The organism is Halopseudomonas sp., from assembly GCF_036960865.1.
GTDB lineage: Bacteria > Pseudomonadota > Gammaproteobacteria > Pseudomonadales > Pseudomonadaceae > Halopseudomonas.
In genome coordinates this window covers 67,002-81,010 of the sequence record NZ_JBALWE010000013.1, presented here as the reverse complement: position 1 = coordinate 81,010, position 14,009 = coordinate 67,002, and the positions used below count along the sequence as shown (strand labels likewise).

The following is a 14,009-nucleotide window of genomic DNA, read 5'->3' as shown; positions in this document are numbered from 1 at the left end:
ACTCATAACAAGCGGCAGCACAGTGACCGCTTTTCCGCCGCTCCGCGGCTACAAACCGGCACGTGTGCCGGGCGTTATGAGTATAAATCTGAATAAGTATCGAGATAAGGCAAGTCTCCATAAAGCCGTGCCAAGCAAGTACAAGGAACTTGTGCAATTGGTGCCGGAGGAAAGGGAGCCATATATGCTTATTGTTCTGAAAGATGGTGTTGCACATGTCAGGAGCGTCAAAAAGGCAGTGTCTCACATGGAAGAGGGGTTTACCTTGGTGGTCGCGGCAGAGGATTTAACGGAAGAGGCCGCCAGTGAGTTAAACAGCGTGAATGGTATTCCGATTACCCTTCGAAATTTTTTTCACTGGACTGAAGAAAGCCACAAGCGTATTCAGCAATTTGGCGGGGCCAAGGAGAAACCACGTGAAAACTCATAACAAGTGGATCAAGTTCGATCACTCGCGCGCATAGCTTAGTGGCGGTTAGTTATGGCATCGACGCGGGCGCGCCTCACTCTGCTTTCCGAGGCCGGTCAAAACCTGAATGCAGCGACGTGGTCTGATGGGCATTCGGTCTATTGAGGGGGCCACTGTCAATGTGAAACAGGCGCTGCCCCATGCTGATTGCTCACCTGCCCTCGGGCTACATACTCTCCAGCTACCTGATTCAGCGGGTGCGTAATTTGCCGGTAGCGGCAGTATTCGTGATTGCGGCGGGAATGTTGGGTGCGGTGGCGCCGGATTTCGATATGCTCTATTTCCTGTTTGTGGATCATGGGCAGACGCACCATCACCGCTATATGACCCATTGGCCGTCACTGTGGTTGGGGCTTATCGCCTTGAGCCTGGGCTGGCGCGGCGCTCAGCGGCACCCTGGCTGCTGGTATTCAGCCTTGGGGGAATGTTGCACGTGCTGCTGGATACTCTGGCCGGCGACATCTGGTGGTTTGCCCCGCTGGTGGACCAGCGCTATGCACTGGTCAAGGTCACCGCGCGCTATCAGCCCTGGTGGCTGAATTTCATCATGCATTGGGTGTTTCTGGTAGAGCTGGCTATCTGCGCCTGGGCGTTCTGGCGCTTTCGCCGCCGCGCTGTCTGGAATCGGCAGCTTGGCTGATGCCGTTGGCGCCGGGTCAGATCCCCTCCAGGCAGCTCGCCCAGGTCTCGGTCAGCGCTTTGAGCTGTTGTTCGTAACCCTGCGGCCCTACCGCAATCGCGCTGCCCAGCGGGTCGAGCTGAGCGCTTTTGACCGGCAACCCTTCGGTCAGGCTATTCACCAGCCTTGGGGTAAATTGCGGCTCGCTGAATACGCAAGCGGGCGCGGCGGCGTTCAGGGTCTGACGTAATTCATTAACGTGGCGCGCGCCGGGTTGAATCTCATGGGCCAGGCTGAAGACGCCGCTGTGTTGCAGGCCAAGATAGCTTTCCAGGTAACCGTAGCCATCATGAAATACAAAGTAGGGCTTGTGCTTGAGCGGCGCAAAGCGCGCCAGCAACTGTTGGTCCAGCACCTGCATGCGTTGCTCGAAGGCGGCGACGTTAGCGTTCAGCTGGCTTTGCTGCTGTGGGTACAGCGGTGCCAGGTCGTCTTTCATCCAGCGGGCGATGATCACGGCATTCTCGGGCGACAACCAGATGTGCGGGTCCAGGCTGCCGGGGCCGTGCTCATGGCCTTCATGAGCCTCATGGTCGGCGTGGGTATGATGGTCGTGCTCGTGTTCGTCTGCCCCCTCATCAAAGTGGCGCAGCTGCAGGCCGGGTATCTCTACCAGCTCGCGGCTGCCCGGCAGTGAGTGCAGCGTGCCTTCCAGAAACAGTTCCAGCGCGGGCCCTACCCAGTAGATACGCTCAGCGCTGGCCAGCGCGCGTCGGTCCGAGGGGCGCAGCGCGAAGGAGTGCGGTGAGGCGCCCGCGGGTAGTAGCGCGGCGGGTTGATCTATGCCGTCCAGGACGGCGGCGGCAATCTGTTGTACCGGCTTGATGGAGGCGAGCACGCGCACCTGATCGGCGTGGGCAGCAGAACTGAGCAGCAGCCCGCACAAGGCAGCAAACAGGCGAAATGACGACATGGTGGGGCGTACCTCTGAATCGTAAAGTGTAATATGATAACAGCTCAATTGCCGCTGCACAGCTCAGGTTTTGCAGCGCTGCCCGACAGGATGACGCCATGACCGAGTTTCTCTCCCCGCAAGAAGCGCAGCAGCCGCACGATCACAGCCGCTGTGTGAGTCACGCCCTGGATGCCGCCGAGCAGGTCTGCGCACGTGAGGGTGCCCGTTTTACCACCCTGCGCAAGCGGGTTCTGGAACTGGTATGGCAGAGCCACAAGCCGCTCGGCGCCTACGATATTCTGGAAACCCTGTCGCGTGATGATGGCCGCCGTGCAGCCCCGCCGACGGTGTACCGCGCACTGGATTTTCTGCAGGAGCAGGGGCTGGTGCATCGCATCGCTTCGCTGAATGCCTTCATTGGCTGTGCCAGCCCGGAGCATCAGCACGAGGGCCAGTTTCTGATCTGCCTCAACTGTCATATCGCCATTGAACTGGATGCCAGCGCCATCACGGCAGCCATCGCCGGCGCGGCTGAATCGCACGGCTTTGCCGTGAAAAGCGAGACGGTGGAAATCAGCGGTCTCTGTGCACAGTGCCGGGAGGCTGCGTGAGCAAACCCCTGTTGTCGTTGCAGGACGTGAGCCTGCGTCTGCATGGCACCGATGTGCTGGAGCACGTCAGCCTGCAGGTCAACCGCGGTGAAATCGTCACCCTGATTGGCCCCAACGGCGCCGGCAAGACCAGCCTGGTGCGCATTGTGCTGGGCTTGTTGAAGGCCTCCACCGGCCAGGTCAGCCGACAGCCCAGATTGCGCATTGGCTATATGCCGCAGAAACTGCAGATTGATGCGTCACTGCCGCTGACCGTGCAGCGTTTTCTGTTGCTGGCACCGGGTGCGAAGAAGGCTGCCGCGCACGCTGCGCTGGTCGAGGTGGGCGCGGAGCACCTGCTGGACCGCCCCCTGCAGCAGGTCTCGGGCGGTGAATTGCAGCGCATTCTGCTGGCCCGCGCGCTGCTGCGCGAACCTGATCTGCTGGTGTTGGATGAGCCGGTGCAAGGGGTGGACGTGAACGGCCAGATAGAGCTGTATCAGCTAATCACCCGGTTGCGTGACCGCTACGGCTGCGGCGTGCTGATGGTCTCGCATGACCTGCATCTGGTGATGGCGACCACCAATACCGTGGTGTGCCTGAACCGCCATGTGTGTTGTTCCGGCCACCCGGAGCAGGTCAGCCTGGACCCGGCTTTTGTTGCCATGTTTGGCGAGCAGGCCAGCGCCCTGGCGGTTTACAGCCACCACCACGACCACGCCCACGATATGCACGGCGAAGTCGTGCCCCATGAACACAGCCACGGACCCGACTGCAACCATGCCTGATTTTCTGCTTTACGCGTTGCTGGCCGGTCTGGCGCTGGCGCTGGTCGCCGGGCCACTGGGCTCTTTTGTGGTGTGGCGGCGCATGGCCTACTTTGGCGATACGCTCTCGCACTCGGCGTTGCTGGGCGTTGCGCTCGGTATGCTGCTGGATGTGAATTTAACGCTGGCGGTAACCGTGGGCTGCGTGCTGATAGCCGTGTTGCTTGTGGCGCTGCAGCACAAGGAATGGCTGGCCAGCGATACCCTGCTGGGTATTCTGGCGCACGGCACGCTGTCGCTGGGGTTGGTGGTGCTGGCGCTGACCGAAAACGTGCGGGTAGACCTGATGGCTTACCTGTTTGGTGACCTGCTGGCGATGACCCGCGACGATCTGTACTGGATTCTGGGCGGCCTGCTGATTGTGCTGGTGCTGATGTGTTTGCTCTGGCGCCGCTTGTTGTCCATCACCGTGCATGAGGAGCTGGCGCGGGTGGAGGGCCTGCCGGTCACGGCGATTCGGCTGGCGCTGATGCTGCTGATCGCCATCGTGATCGCGGTGGCGATGAAAATCGTCGGCGTGCTGCTGATTACCTCCCTGCTGATCATCCCGCCGGCGGCGGCGCAGCGCCATGCCCGCACGCCGGAGCAGATGGCCCTGGGTGCCAGTGTGCTGGGTTGTGTCGCGGTGTTGGGTGGGCTGACCATGTCGTGGCATCTGGATACCCCGGCGGGCCCCTCGATCGTGGTCTGCGCGGTGCTGTGTTTCATGCTCGCACTGGGCGTGCCGCGGCGCGCATAAACCCGCCTTGAACCCGGCTTGAGCCGGCCCGGTCAGCGCAGGGCTTACCGGGCGGATCGCGCTGCAGCAAAGCAGATTACAGCAGTTTATCCAGCGTCACCGGCAGGTCGCGCACGCGCTTGCCGGTGGCGTGAAAGATCGCATTGGAGACGGCTGCGGCAACCCCGACGATGCCAATTTCGCCGACTCCCTTGGAACCCAGCGCGTTGACGATCTCGTCATGCTCTTCCACAAAGATGACGTCGATGTCACCGATGTCGGCCTGCACCGGGATGTGGTATTCGGCCAGGCTGTGATTCATGAAGCGGCCCAGGTTGTGGTCCATCTGGGTTTCTTCATGCAGCGCCTGACTTACCCCCCAGACCACGCCACCGACGATCTGGTTACTGGCGGTTTTGGGGTTAACCACGCGCCCGGCAGCAATGGCGCTGACGACGCGGCTGACGGCTACCATGCCGGTATCTTCATCCACTTTTACCTCAACGAACACGGCCGAATGCGTGCCCGTGGCGTAACCATCGCGCACCTCGCCGGGTTCGACACTGGCCTCGACCTCCAGTGCGCCGGTTTCGGCGGCAATATCGGTCAGCTTGACGCGGTGCTCGGGAGCAGCCTTGATAAACACCCAGCCATCGGCAAAGTCGATTTCGTCCTGCGTTTTTCCGCTGAAGGGCGATGCCGGGCTCTGCTGCACGCTGTCCAAGAGCTTCAGGCGCAACTCTTTGCAGGCTTTTTGCACCGCACTACCTACCGAAGACACGGTAAAGGAGCCGCCCTGCAGTGGCGCGGTGGCCATGCTCGAATCGCCCAGCTTGAACTCCACCTGTTCCATCGCAAGGCCCATGGCTTCAGCAGCGATCTGCGTCATGACGGTGTAGGTGCCGGTACCAATATCGGTGGTGGCGCTGCTCACCACCAGCTTGCCGGTAGCGTCTATGCAGGCCTTGGCGCTGGCGGGCATCTGCATGGCTTCCCACATGCCGGTTGCCATACCCCAACCGATCAGTTGGTGGCCGTCGCGCATACTGCGCGGCGCCATCGTCCGCTTGCCCCAGCCAAAGCGCTCGGCGCCCTGTTCGTAGCATTCCAGCAGCGCCTTGCTTGAGTAGGGCTTGCCTTCGTTGGCATTGAAGTCGGTAAAGTTCTTCTGGCGCAGCGCAACCGGGTCGATGTTCGCCGCGTAGGCCAGTTCATCCATGGCGCATTCCAGTGCGTACACGCCTATGGTGCCGCCGGGGGCGCGCATATCCAGGGGTGTGTACACATCCAGCGGCACCAGCTGGTAATCCAGCGTGACGTTGGGGCACTTGTAGAGCATGCCCGACCATTCGACCTGTTGCTCGGTGTAGTCCTCAAAGCGGGAGGTCTGGGCAATGGCCTGATGATGGATAGCCTGCAGCTGGCCATCTTCCGAGGCGCCGAGTGTCAGGCGCTGAATGCTGCGTGGGCGATAGCCAAAGGTGAACATCTGCTGACGGGCAAAGGTCACCCGCACTGAGCGCTTGAGTTTGAGCGCGGCCATGACGGCCAGGGGGAGTTGGTGTTGCGGGCGCAGTCCGGAGCCGAAGGCGCCGCCGACAAAAGGCGTCAGAATGCGTATCTGGCCTTGCATGTCGAAGACGTCTTCCAGATAGCGCATACAGTTCTGGACGCCCTGGGTTTTGTCGTACACCTCCAGGCTGCCATCCGGTAGGTAGTGCACGGTGGAGGCGTGCGGCTCCATCGGGTTGTGATGCTCAACCGGCGTGCTGTATTGCACGGCTACCTTGACCGCCGCCTTGTGCAACGCCTGCTGTGCATCGCCGCCGGGGTCGGGCAGATCGCCTGGCGCCTTGCTTGCCTGGTCAAGGTTGGCCAGCAAGTCGGTGGCGTGGTCTTCGCTTTCGTACTCAACCTTGATCAGGCTGGCGGCGTAGCGCGCCAGCTCCAGACTTTCGCCGACCACCAACGCAATCGGTTGGCTGTTGTACAGGATGCGGTCGTTGAACAGGGGCCGGAAGGGTGACCCGTCTGCCGCGTCATCGTCCTCGTAGGGCTTGTCGTAGCTGGCAATGGGCGGGCGGTTTTCATGGGTGAGAATCGCTTCAATACCGGCTACCGACTGTGCGGCTCGGCTGTCGATCTGCAGGATGCGGCCACGGGCAATGGTGGCGTTAACGATGTGGCCGTAGAGCATATTCGGCAGGGCAAATTCACCGGCGTATTTGGCCTGACCCTGCACTTTCAACGGGCCGTCAACACGGTCCAGCGGCTTGCCGACGGGCGAGGTTTTAACGGTCATCAGGCTGCTCCTTCTATCGCGTCGGACAAGGCGCGCACTATGGCTCGGCGGGCCAGCTCGATTTTGAACTGGTTGTCGTTAAAGCCGGTGGCCCCGACCAACAGCGCGTCGGCGAGATCACCGAAAGCGTTTTTGTCTGCTGGCCTGCCGACCAACCGGGCCTCCGCCTGCGGGTTACGCCAGGGCTTATGGGCTACGCCACCCAGCGCCACGCGCACGCTACGGATCAGCTTGCCATCGAGTTGCAGGGCGGCGGCGACCGAGACCAGCGCGAAAGCATAGGATTGCCGATCACGGATCTTCAGGTAGGCGCAGTGCGTAGCGTACTCCTCCGCTGGCAATTCGACGGCGGTGACCAGCTCGCCCTCGGCCAGGGTGTTGTCGCGTTCCGGCTCGTTGCCCGGCAGGCGATGGAAGTCCGCAAAGGCGATTCGCCGCTCGCCTCCAATGCCCTTGACGATCACCGTGGCATCCAGCGCAGCCAGGGCCACGCACATATCTGAAGGGTGCACCGCGATGCACTGCTCACTGTGGCCGAGAATCGCGTGAATGCGGTTCAAGCCATCGCGGGCCGGGCAGCCCGTGCCGGGCTGGCGCTTGTTGCAGGGGGTATCGGCGTCATAAAAGTAGTAGCAGCGCGTGCGTTGCAGCAGATTGCCGCCGGTGGTGGCCATGTTGCGCAGCTGCGGCGATGCACCGGCGAGAATGGCTTTGGAAAGCAGCGGATACTGCTGCTCGATGCGCGCATTCCAGGCCAGGTCCGAATTGCTCACCAGGGCGCCGATACGCAGGCCACCTTTGGCGGTTTCTTCAATGTCTTTCAGTGGTAGCCGGGTAATGTCGATCAGGTGCTCGGGGTGGGTGATGTTTTCTTTCATCAGGTCGAGCAGGTTGGTGCCACCGGCGATGTAGCGGCTGTCGGGCGTGAAAAGACCAACGGCTTCATCAATGCCCGTGGGGCGCGTATAGCTGAACGGGTTCATTGGCCTTCCCCTTTGCTGTTGCGCGCGAGCTGCTCGCGGGTGGCCGGCATGGCCTCTTCAATGGCGGCGACTATATTGGGGTAGGCGCCACAGCGGCACAGGTTGCCGCTCATCTGTTCGCGTAATTCGTCGGGGGTGTTGGCGCGACCTTCGGCGGTCATTCCCACCGCAGAACAGAGCTGCCCGGGCGTGCAATAACCACACTGAAAGGCATCGTGTTTCACGAAGGCGGTTTGCATGGGATGCAGTTCATCACCTTTTGCCAGGCCTTCTACCGTAGTCAGGCTGGCGCCGTCGTGCATAACCGCAAGGGTCAGACATGAGTTGATCCGCTTGCCGTTGAGCAATACGGTGCAGGCGCCGCACTGGCCGTGGTCGCAGCCTTTCTTCGTGCCGGTCAGATGCAGTTGCTCACGCAGCAGGTCCAGCAGGGTGGTCCAGGGGTAAACCTCCAGCTGCCGGGGGTGGCCATTGATTTCGATGGATAAGGGACAGGTCGCTACGGTCTTCACGCCCTGCGGTTCTAATGTTGAACTCATGCGTGCCTCACGGAAAAGGGCGCGCCAGATGCTGGCCGCCGGGGTTGCGCAGTGTTTGCGTCTGAAAGTTACGACTGGGAGGGGCTGGAATCGTTCAGCCCTGAGCGCGAGGGCAGTAGCTGTGCAGGTGTAACAGTAAGGCGATCCTGTTGTCCCATGAAGTGTTATGGCTGAACTGGACACGGACCAATGAGTGCATCGCTGCATGCTTGATCCCCTGATTATCCCTACCGATGAAGGGCTGTATTGCCCGGCTGGCGACTTTCATATCGACCCCTGGCGGCCGGTGGCTACTGCCGTGATTACGCACGCGCATGCCGACCATGCGCGCGCTGGCCATCAACGTTATTACGCGCAGCAGCTGAGCGTACCGATTCTGCGGCACCGGCTGGGTGAGCACGATTTCATAGGTTTGGCCTACGGCGAGCAGCTGCGCCTTGGCGCGGTTACGCTCAGCCTGCATTCCGCCGGCCATGTGCTGGGGTCGGCGCAGGTACGGGTGGCGCATGATGATGGCCGGGTGTGGGTGGTCAGCGGTGACTACAAGCGCGATACCGATCCGACCTGTGCTCCCTTCGAGGTGGTGCCCTGCGATACCCTGATTACCGAAGCCACCTTCGCGCTGCCATGCTATCGCTGGCCGCCGGTGGAAGAAGTGGGACGGCAGATGTGGGATTGGTGGTCGAGCAACCCGGATCGGCCTTGCATACTGTTCACCTATGCCTTTGGTAAGGCGCAACGCGTACTGGCAGCGCTGACCGAGCATACTGATCGGCCGGTATATCTGCACGGTGCCATGGTGGCGCTTACCGAGCTTTACCGCGAGGCGGGTGTGGCCATGTTGCCAACCCAGCCGGTCTCCGAACTGCCGCGTAAGGCAACCTTCAACGGTCAGCTGATACTGGCGCCGCCCTCTGCCGCTGGCTCACCGTGGATGCGGCGGTTCAAGAATGCCAGTACCGGCTTCGCCTCGGGTTGGATGCGCATACGCGGTAATCGCCGCCGCCGTGGCTACGATCAGGGCTTTGAGTTGAGTGATCATGCTGACTGGCCTGCGTTGCTGGCGACCATTCGCGACTGTGGCGCCAAGACGGTACTCACCACGCACGGGCGCAGTGACGATCTGGTGCGCTACCTGCGCGAACAGGAAGGCATCGATGCCCGCGCGCTGACGACACTCTATGGCGCTGAGGACGATTGATGCAGGCTTTCGCTGATCTTTACGCGCAACTGGATGCCACCACCCGCACCCAGGTCAAACTGGATGCCTTGATTTGTTACTTCGGTGCTGCGCCACCGGCCGACGCTGCGTGGGCGGTCTATATTCTGGCCGGGCGCAGGATGCGGCGCTTGATTGGCCCGCGCAAATTGCGCGACTGGCTGGCCGAAGCGACCGGTTTACCCGACTGGCTGGTGGAAGAAACCTATCAGCATGTGGGTGATCTGGCGGAAACCATCAGCCTGCTGATGGAAGGTGAGGATCAACGCGCCGCGGTGAGTGGTTCGCTGGCCGGCTGGATCGAACAGGCGGTACTCGGACTGCGCACGCTGGATGAGCAGCAGCAGCGTGAACAGGTATTGGCGCACTGGCGCAGCCTGCCTAGGCCGGCCTGCTTTCTGTACAACAAATTGTTGACCGGGAGCCTTCGCGTGGGGGTCTCCCGCGGGCTGGTCGAGCGCGCATTGGCGGCGCTGACGGAACTGCCCCGGGCACTGATTGCCCGGCGGCTGATCGGTGAGTTCGACCCTACCGCCGAATTTTATACGGCGCTGTTCGACGCCGAACAACGCGAGGAAAGCGAAGGCCAACCCTACCCGTTTTTCTTGGCCTCGCCGCTGGAAGGCGAACCTGACGCCTTGGGTGAGTTGCACGATTGGCTTGCGGAATGGAAGTGGGATGGTATTCGCGCGCAGTTGATCGCGCGGCCCGGCGGGGTGTGGGTCTGGTCGCGCGGTGAAGAACCGATGAATGGCCGTTTCCCCGAGGTAGAAGTCGCCGCTTCAGAGCTTCCGGAGGTGGTGCTCGATGGTGAAATTCTCGCCTGGGATACCCACGTGATGCCGTTTTCGCAGATGCAGCGCCGGATTCAGCGCAAGACCGTTGGGCCCAAGGTGCTGAGCGAAGTCCCGGTAATCTTCCTGGCCTACGATGTGCTCGAGTACCAGCAACAGGATTGGCGTGACAAGCCGCTGCGCGAGCGGCGCGCCCTGCTGGAGCAACTGCTGGCTAGTACTGACGACCAGCCCATCCGCCTCAGCCCTCGTGTGGAGGCCAGCGACTGGTCGGAGCTGTCCACGCAGCGCGAGGGTAGCCGTGAGCGCATGGTCGAAGGACTAATGCTGAAACGCCTGGATAGCCCCTACCGTAGCGGCCGCGTACGCGGCGATTGGTGGAAGTGGAAAATCGAACCGCTGACTATCGATGCAGTATTGCTGTATGCGCAGCCCGGCCACGGCCGGCGCGCCAATTTGTACACTGATTACACCCTGGCGGTACGCGACGGGCAGGCGGAAACCGAAACCTATGTACCCATCGCCAAGGCCTACTCCGGTCTCACTGACAAGGAAATTCAACAGCTCGACCACTGGATCCGGCGCAACACGGTTGAGAAGTTCGGCCCGGTTCGCTCACTCAAACCCGAACACGTGTTGGAGATCGCCTTCGAGGGCATCCAGCCCTCGCCCCGGCACAAGTCCGGCATCGCCCTGCGCTTTCCGCGCATTGCGCGTTGGCGACGGGACAAGCCGGTTGCCGAGGCCGACACCCTGGCGCAGGTCAAGGAGCTGCTGCGCTTGTATGGTGGCTGAAACCCAAAGCGTCGATGGCCTGGCTGCGATTGAGCAATGGTTTGCCGCGCATGACTGGCAGCCGGCGCCCTTTCAGCGGCGCGCCTGGCAGGCGTTCCGCGCCGGACGTAGTGGCCTGATTCACGCTTCCACGGGTGCAGGCAAAACCCTGGCGGCCTGGCTGGGGCCAGTCTCGCGCGCACTTGAGCAGCCGGCGCGGCCCACCGGGTTGCGGGTGCTGTGGATTACTCCGCTACGCGCCCTGGCCGCCGACACGGCGGGTCATTTACAGGCGTCGGCCAGTGCACTGGGGCTGGACTGGCGGGTCGAAACCCGCACCGGTGATACCGCCGCCAGCGTGCGTGCCCGGCAACGGCGAAAAATGCCCCAAACGCTGGTGACCACGCCGGAGAGCCTGTCGGTGCTGCTTTCTTACCGCAATGCGGAAGACACCTTTAGCCAATTGGACGCGGTAATTGTGGATGAGTGGCACGAGCTGCTGGGCAGCAAGCGCGGGGTACAGCTGCAGTTGTGTCTGGCCTGGCTGCGCGCACGCAATCCGGCGCTGCTGGTATGGGGCTTGTCCGCCACGCTGGGCAACCTCGATGAGGCGATGGATGTATTACTGGGTGAAGGCGCAGCGCCCGGCGAACGCATCACTGCCGCCGCGGATGAAGCAGATGAAAAGCCACTGACGATTCGCGGGCTTTGTCCACAGAACATAGAGCGCTTTCCTTGGGCCGGACACCTGGGGTTATCGCAACTGGACGGTGTGCTCAATTACCTTGAGCAGGGCGAAAGCGCGCTCTTGTTCACCAACACCCGCTCCCAGGCCGAGTTATGGTTTGAGGCCATACTCAAGGCCCGACTCGATTGGATGACCGAGCTGGGGCTGCACCATGGCTCGATTGATCGCGGTGTGCGCAAGCGCATCGAGGAGGGGCTGCGCAAGGGCGATTTCCGCTGCGTGGTCTGTACCTCCAGTCTGGATCTGGGGGTGGATTTTTCGCCGGTAGACCGCGTTGTTCAGGTGGGCAGCCCCAAGGGCGTTGCGCGTCTGATGCAGCGTGCCGGCCGCTCCGGCCATCAGCCGGGTGCGGCGAGTGAAATTCTCTGTGTGCCCAGTCATGCGTTTGAACTGGTCGAGATTGCTGCGGCGCGGCGCGCCTGGGCGGCTGGCCGGGTTGAGGCCAGGCGACCACCGCGCCTGAGCCTGGATGTGCTGGTTCAGCACCTGGTCACGCTGGCGGCAGGCCCCGGCTTTACCGCTGATCTGACCTTTGATGAGGTGCGCACTACGCACGCCTTTGCCGCGTTGACGCCAGAACAGTTCGACTGGTGCCTGACGTTTATTACCCAGGGCGGCCCGGTGCTGGAACATTACCCGCGGTTTCAGCGCGTAGTGGCGCAGGCTGGCCGTTACAGCGTGGAGGATACCGGGATCGCGCGGCGTCATCGGTTGTCTATTGGCACCATTACCAGCGACGCACAAATTCAGGTGCGCTTCATGAAGGGCGGCAGCCTTGGCAGCATCGAAGAAACCTTTATTGCCCGTCTCAAGCCGGGCGATGTATTTCTGTTTTCCGGGCGCGCGCTGGAACTGGTCAAGGTGCGTGATCTGGTGGCCTACGTGCGGTTAGCCAAAACCAGGCGCCATAGTGTGCCGCGCTGGTATGGCGGGCGTTTACCGCTGTCGAGCGAGTTGGCCGACAGCGTGCTGGATATTCTCGAAGAGGTGCAGGCCGGGAAGTATGGCGACGCGGAAGTGCAGGCGATTGCGCCGGTGCTGGAGCTGCAGAAGCTGCAATCGGCCCTGCCGAGCCGCACGCGGCTGCTGATCGAGCGCTGTCGCTCGCGGGAGGGTGAGCACCTGTTTCTCTACCCCTTTGCGGGGCGGCTGGCGCATGAGGGGCTGGCGGCTCTGCTGGCATGGCGCCTGGGTCAGCGGGTGCCGGCTACGTTCTCGCTGGCGGTAAACGATTACGGGCTGGAGCTGTTGACCTCTAAGCGGCTGCCAGAGCTCAGCGAGGCCGACTGGCGGACGTTGCTGAGCCCGGACAACCTGCTGGACGATGTGCTCGCAGCGCTGAACGCTGGCGAGCTGGCGCGGCGGCAGTTTCGCGATATAGCGCGTATCAGTGGGCTGGTATTTCAGGGCTTTCCTGGGCGCGGCAAAACCGACCGTCAATTGCAGGCGTCCACCGGCCTGCTTTACGACACCCTGCAGCGGTATGACCCTGAGCATCGGCTGCTGGCGCAGGCCAGCCGCGAGGTGCTGGAAGATCAGCTAGAGATTCAACGCTTGCAGACGGTACTGCAGCGCGCAGCCGGGCAAACCTTGTTGCAGATGCCGCTTGAGCGTTTTTCACCGCTGGCCTTTCCGCTCTGGGTGGAGCGGCAGCGCAATCGCGTCACGACCGAGAGCTGGCAAGACCGCGTGCAACGCATGATCGCCAGCCTGGACCAGCACGCCCAGCGCAAAGCGAGCAAACGCCGATGAGTCGCAGGTTGGACTGGACACTGGCGGGCGCTGAAGTTGTGTTGCATGGCGACAAGGCGCTGTTCTATCCCGCCGAATCTACCTTGCTGGTGGCTGACACCCATTTTGGCAAGGCCGCGCTGATGCGCCGGCGCGGGCTGGCGGTGCCGAGTGGGCAGAGCCGGGATGATCTGCAACGCCTGAGCCGGCTGGTTGAGGAGTTTGGCGCGCAGCGGCTGGTGGTGTTGGGTGATGTGCTGCATCACCGCCCGATGGCCGGCGAACCTTTCTTGCAGCAGTTCCCGGCCTGGCTGGCAAAGCACGCACAGTTATCGGTAGAGGCGGTGATCGGCAATCATGATCGACACGCCGCGGGACTCGATATCGGCATTCAATGGTATCCGCACCTGGATCTGGGGCCGTTCCGCTTGTGTCACGAGCCCATGCCGGTAGCGGGGAAGCATGTTTTGGCAGGCCATATACATCCTGCAATGCAACTGACGGTGGCTGGAGACCGGCTGCGCGCACCGATATTCTGGCTGCGCAGGCAGCTCAGCGTATTGCCTTCTTTCGGCGCTTTCACCGGTGGCTGGAACGTGCCGGCCGAGCCTGACGCCCAGGCGGTGATGGTGGTGGAAGGCCATTTGTTTGCTGTACCGGGCTAGTGCCTGCTGTCGACACAGGTCGCGGCGCACCGCTTAGCGCTTGAGAAGGTTTCCGCTCTTCTCTATGCTGTATTTA

General features: G+C 62.1%; 13 protein-coding genes. 9 read left to right on the top strand and 4 right to left on the bottom strand.

What is annotated here, in order from left to right; all coding sequences use genetic code 11:
- A partial coding sequence (locus V7747_RS17345) for a hypothetical protein (RefSeq protein WP_335617271.1) occupies window positions 1–430 on the top strand: 430 nt, incomplete at its 5' end.
- A 472-nt stretch (window positions 431–902) separates the two neighbouring features.
- On the top strand, window positions 903–1,109 hold the full coding sequence (locus V7747_RS17340) for a hypothetical protein (RefSeq protein ID WP_335617270.1): 207 nt from the start codon (window positions 903–905) through the stop codon (window positions 1,107–1,109).
- Window positions 1,110–1,125: 16 nt separating this feature from the next.
- Here V7747_RS17340 and znuA read toward each other — a convergent pair whose 3' ends face one another.
- The gene (znuA, locus tag V7747_RS17335; protein ID WP_335617269.1) at window positions 1,126–2,061 is read right to left on the bottom strand and encodes a zinc ABC transporter substrate-binding protein ZnuA; all 936 of its coding nucleotides are present in this window, start codon (window positions 2,059–2,061) and stop codon (window positions 1,126–1,128) included.
- A gap of 98 nt (window positions 2,062–2,159) precedes the next feature.
- On the opposite strand from znuA, the gene V7747_RS17330 reads away from it, so the two are divergent.
- From V7747_RS17330 to znuB, 3 genes are read left to right on the top strand one after another with little or no spacing between them, the layout of a single operon-like run.
- Complete coding sequence (locus V7747_RS17330) at window positions 2,160–2,654, top strand: Fur family transcriptional regulator (protein WP_092286621.1); 495 nt, start codon at window positions 2,160–2,162, stop codon at window positions 2,652–2,654.
- The gene (gene znuC, locus V7747_RS17325) at window positions 2,651–3,421 is read left to right on the top strand and encodes a zinc ABC transporter ATP-binding protein ZnuC (RefSeq protein WP_335617268.1); all 771 of its coding nucleotides are present in this window, start codon (window positions 2,651–2,653) and stop codon (window positions 3,419–3,421) included. Before V7747_RS17330 ends, znuC begins: the two co-directional genes overlap by 4 nt.
- The gene (gene znuB, locus V7747_RS17320) at window positions 3,414–4,199 is read left to right on the top strand and encodes a zinc ABC transporter permease subunit ZnuB (protein WP_335617267.1); all 786 of its coding nucleotides are present in this window, start codon (window positions 3,414–3,416) and stop codon (window positions 4,197–4,199) included. The genes znuC and znuB overlap by 8 nt, the downstream gene beginning before the upstream one ends.
- Window positions 4,200–4,275: 76 nt before the next feature.
- Here the strand turns inward: znuB and V7747_RS17315 are convergent, their stop codons facing one another.
- From V7747_RS17315 to V7747_RS17305, 3 genes are read right to left on the bottom strand one after another with little or no spacing between them, the layout of a single operon-like run.
- Entirely contained in the window at window positions 4,276–6,480 is a 2,205-nt protein-coding gene (locus V7747_RS17315; RefSeq protein WP_335617266.1) for a xanthine dehydrogenase family protein molybdopterin-binding subunit, read from the bottom strand.
- Window positions 6,480–7,463: an FAD binding domain-containing protein gene (locus V7747_RS17310; protein ID WP_335617265.1), complete on the bottom strand. Its 984-nt coding sequence runs from the start codon at window positions 7,461–7,463 to the stop codon at window positions 6,480–6,482. Before V7747_RS17310 ends, V7747_RS17315 begins: the two co-directional genes overlap by 1 nt.
- Window positions 7,460–8,002: a (2Fe-2S)-binding protein gene (locus V7747_RS17305; RefSeq protein ID WP_335617264.1), complete on the bottom strand. Its 543-nt coding sequence runs from the start codon at window positions 8,000–8,002 to the stop codon at window positions 7,460–7,462. Before V7747_RS17305 ends, V7747_RS17310 begins: the two co-directional genes overlap by 4 nt.
- A gap of 205 nt (window positions 8,003–8,207) precedes the next feature.
- On the opposite strand from V7747_RS17305, the gene V7747_RS17300 reads away from it, so the two are divergent.
- Genes V7747_RS17300 through pdeM form a run of 4 tightly spaced genes read left to right on the top strand, consistent with a single transcriptional unit; the run spans window position 8,208 to window position 13,933 of the window.
- The gene (locus V7747_RS17300) at window positions 8,208–9,203 is read left to right on the top strand and encodes a ligase-associated DNA damage response exonuclease (RefSeq protein WP_335617263.1); all 996 of its coding nucleotides are present in this window, start codon (window positions 8,208–8,210) and stop codon (window positions 9,201–9,203) included.
- Window positions 9,203–10,810 carry an ATP-dependent DNA ligase gene (locus tag V7747_RS17295; RefSeq protein ID WP_335617262.1) on the top strand — a complete coding sequence of 536 codons (1,608 nt, stop codon included), beginning with the start codon at window positions 9,203–9,205 and terminating at the stop codon, window positions 10,808–10,810. Before V7747_RS17300 ends, V7747_RS17295 begins: the two co-directional genes overlap by 1 nt.
- The gene (locus V7747_RS17290) at window positions 10,800–13,289 is read left to right on the top strand and encodes a ligase-associated DNA damage response DEXH box helicase (RefSeq protein WP_335617261.1); all 2,490 of its coding nucleotides are present in this window, start codon (window positions 10,800–10,802) and stop codon (window positions 13,287–13,289) included. The genes V7747_RS17295 and V7747_RS17290 overlap by 11 nt, the downstream gene beginning before the upstream one ends.
- Complete coding sequence (pdeM, locus tag V7747_RS17285) at window positions 13,286–13,933, top strand: ligase-associated DNA damage response endonuclease PdeM (RefSeq protein ID WP_335617260.1); 648 nt, start codon at window positions 13,286–13,288, stop codon at window positions 13,931–13,933. Before V7747_RS17290 ends, pdeM begins: the two co-directional genes overlap by 4 nt.
- The last annotated feature ends 76 nt before the right edge of the window (window positions 13,934–14,009 follow it).

Coding starts and splice junctions, on each gene's coding strand:
- znuA (WP_335617269.1), bottom strand. CDS start 2,061: ATGTCGTCATTTCGCCTGTTTGCTGCCTTGTGCGGGCTGCTGCTCAGT.
- V7747_RS17330 (WP_092286621.1), top strand. CDS start 2,160: ATGACCGAGTTTCTCTCCCCGCAAGAAGCGCAGCAGCCGCACGATCAC.
- znuB (WP_335617267.1), top strand. CDS start 3,414: ATGCCTGATTTTCTGCTTTACGCGTTGCTGGCCGGTCTGGCGCTGGCG.
- V7747_RS17315 (WP_335617266.1), bottom strand. CDS start 6,480: ATGACCGTTAAAACCTCGCCCGTCGGCAAGCCGCTGGACCGTGTTGAC.
- V7747_RS17310 (WP_335617265.1), bottom strand. CDS start 7,463: ATGAACCCGTTCAGCTATACGCGCCCCACGGGCATTGATGAAGCCGTT.
- V7747_RS17305 (WP_335617264.1), bottom strand. CDS start 8,002: ATGAGTTCAACATTAGAACCGCAGGGCGTGAAGACCGTAGCGACCTGT.
- V7747_RS17300 (WP_335617263.1), top strand. CDS start 8,208: ATGCTTGATCCCCTGATTATCCCTACCGATGAAGGGCTGTATTGCCCG.
- V7747_RS17295 (WP_335617262.1), top strand. CDS start 9,203: ATGCAGGCTTTCGCTGATCTTTACGCGCAACTGGATGCCACCACCCGC.
- V7747_RS17290 (WP_335617261.1), top strand. CDS start 10,800: ATGGTGGCTGAAACCCAAAGCGTCGATGGCCTGGCTGCGATTGAGCAA.
- pdeM (WP_335617260.1), top strand. CDS start 13,286: ATGAGTCGCAGGTTGGACTGGACACTGGCGGGCGCTGAAGTTGTGTTG.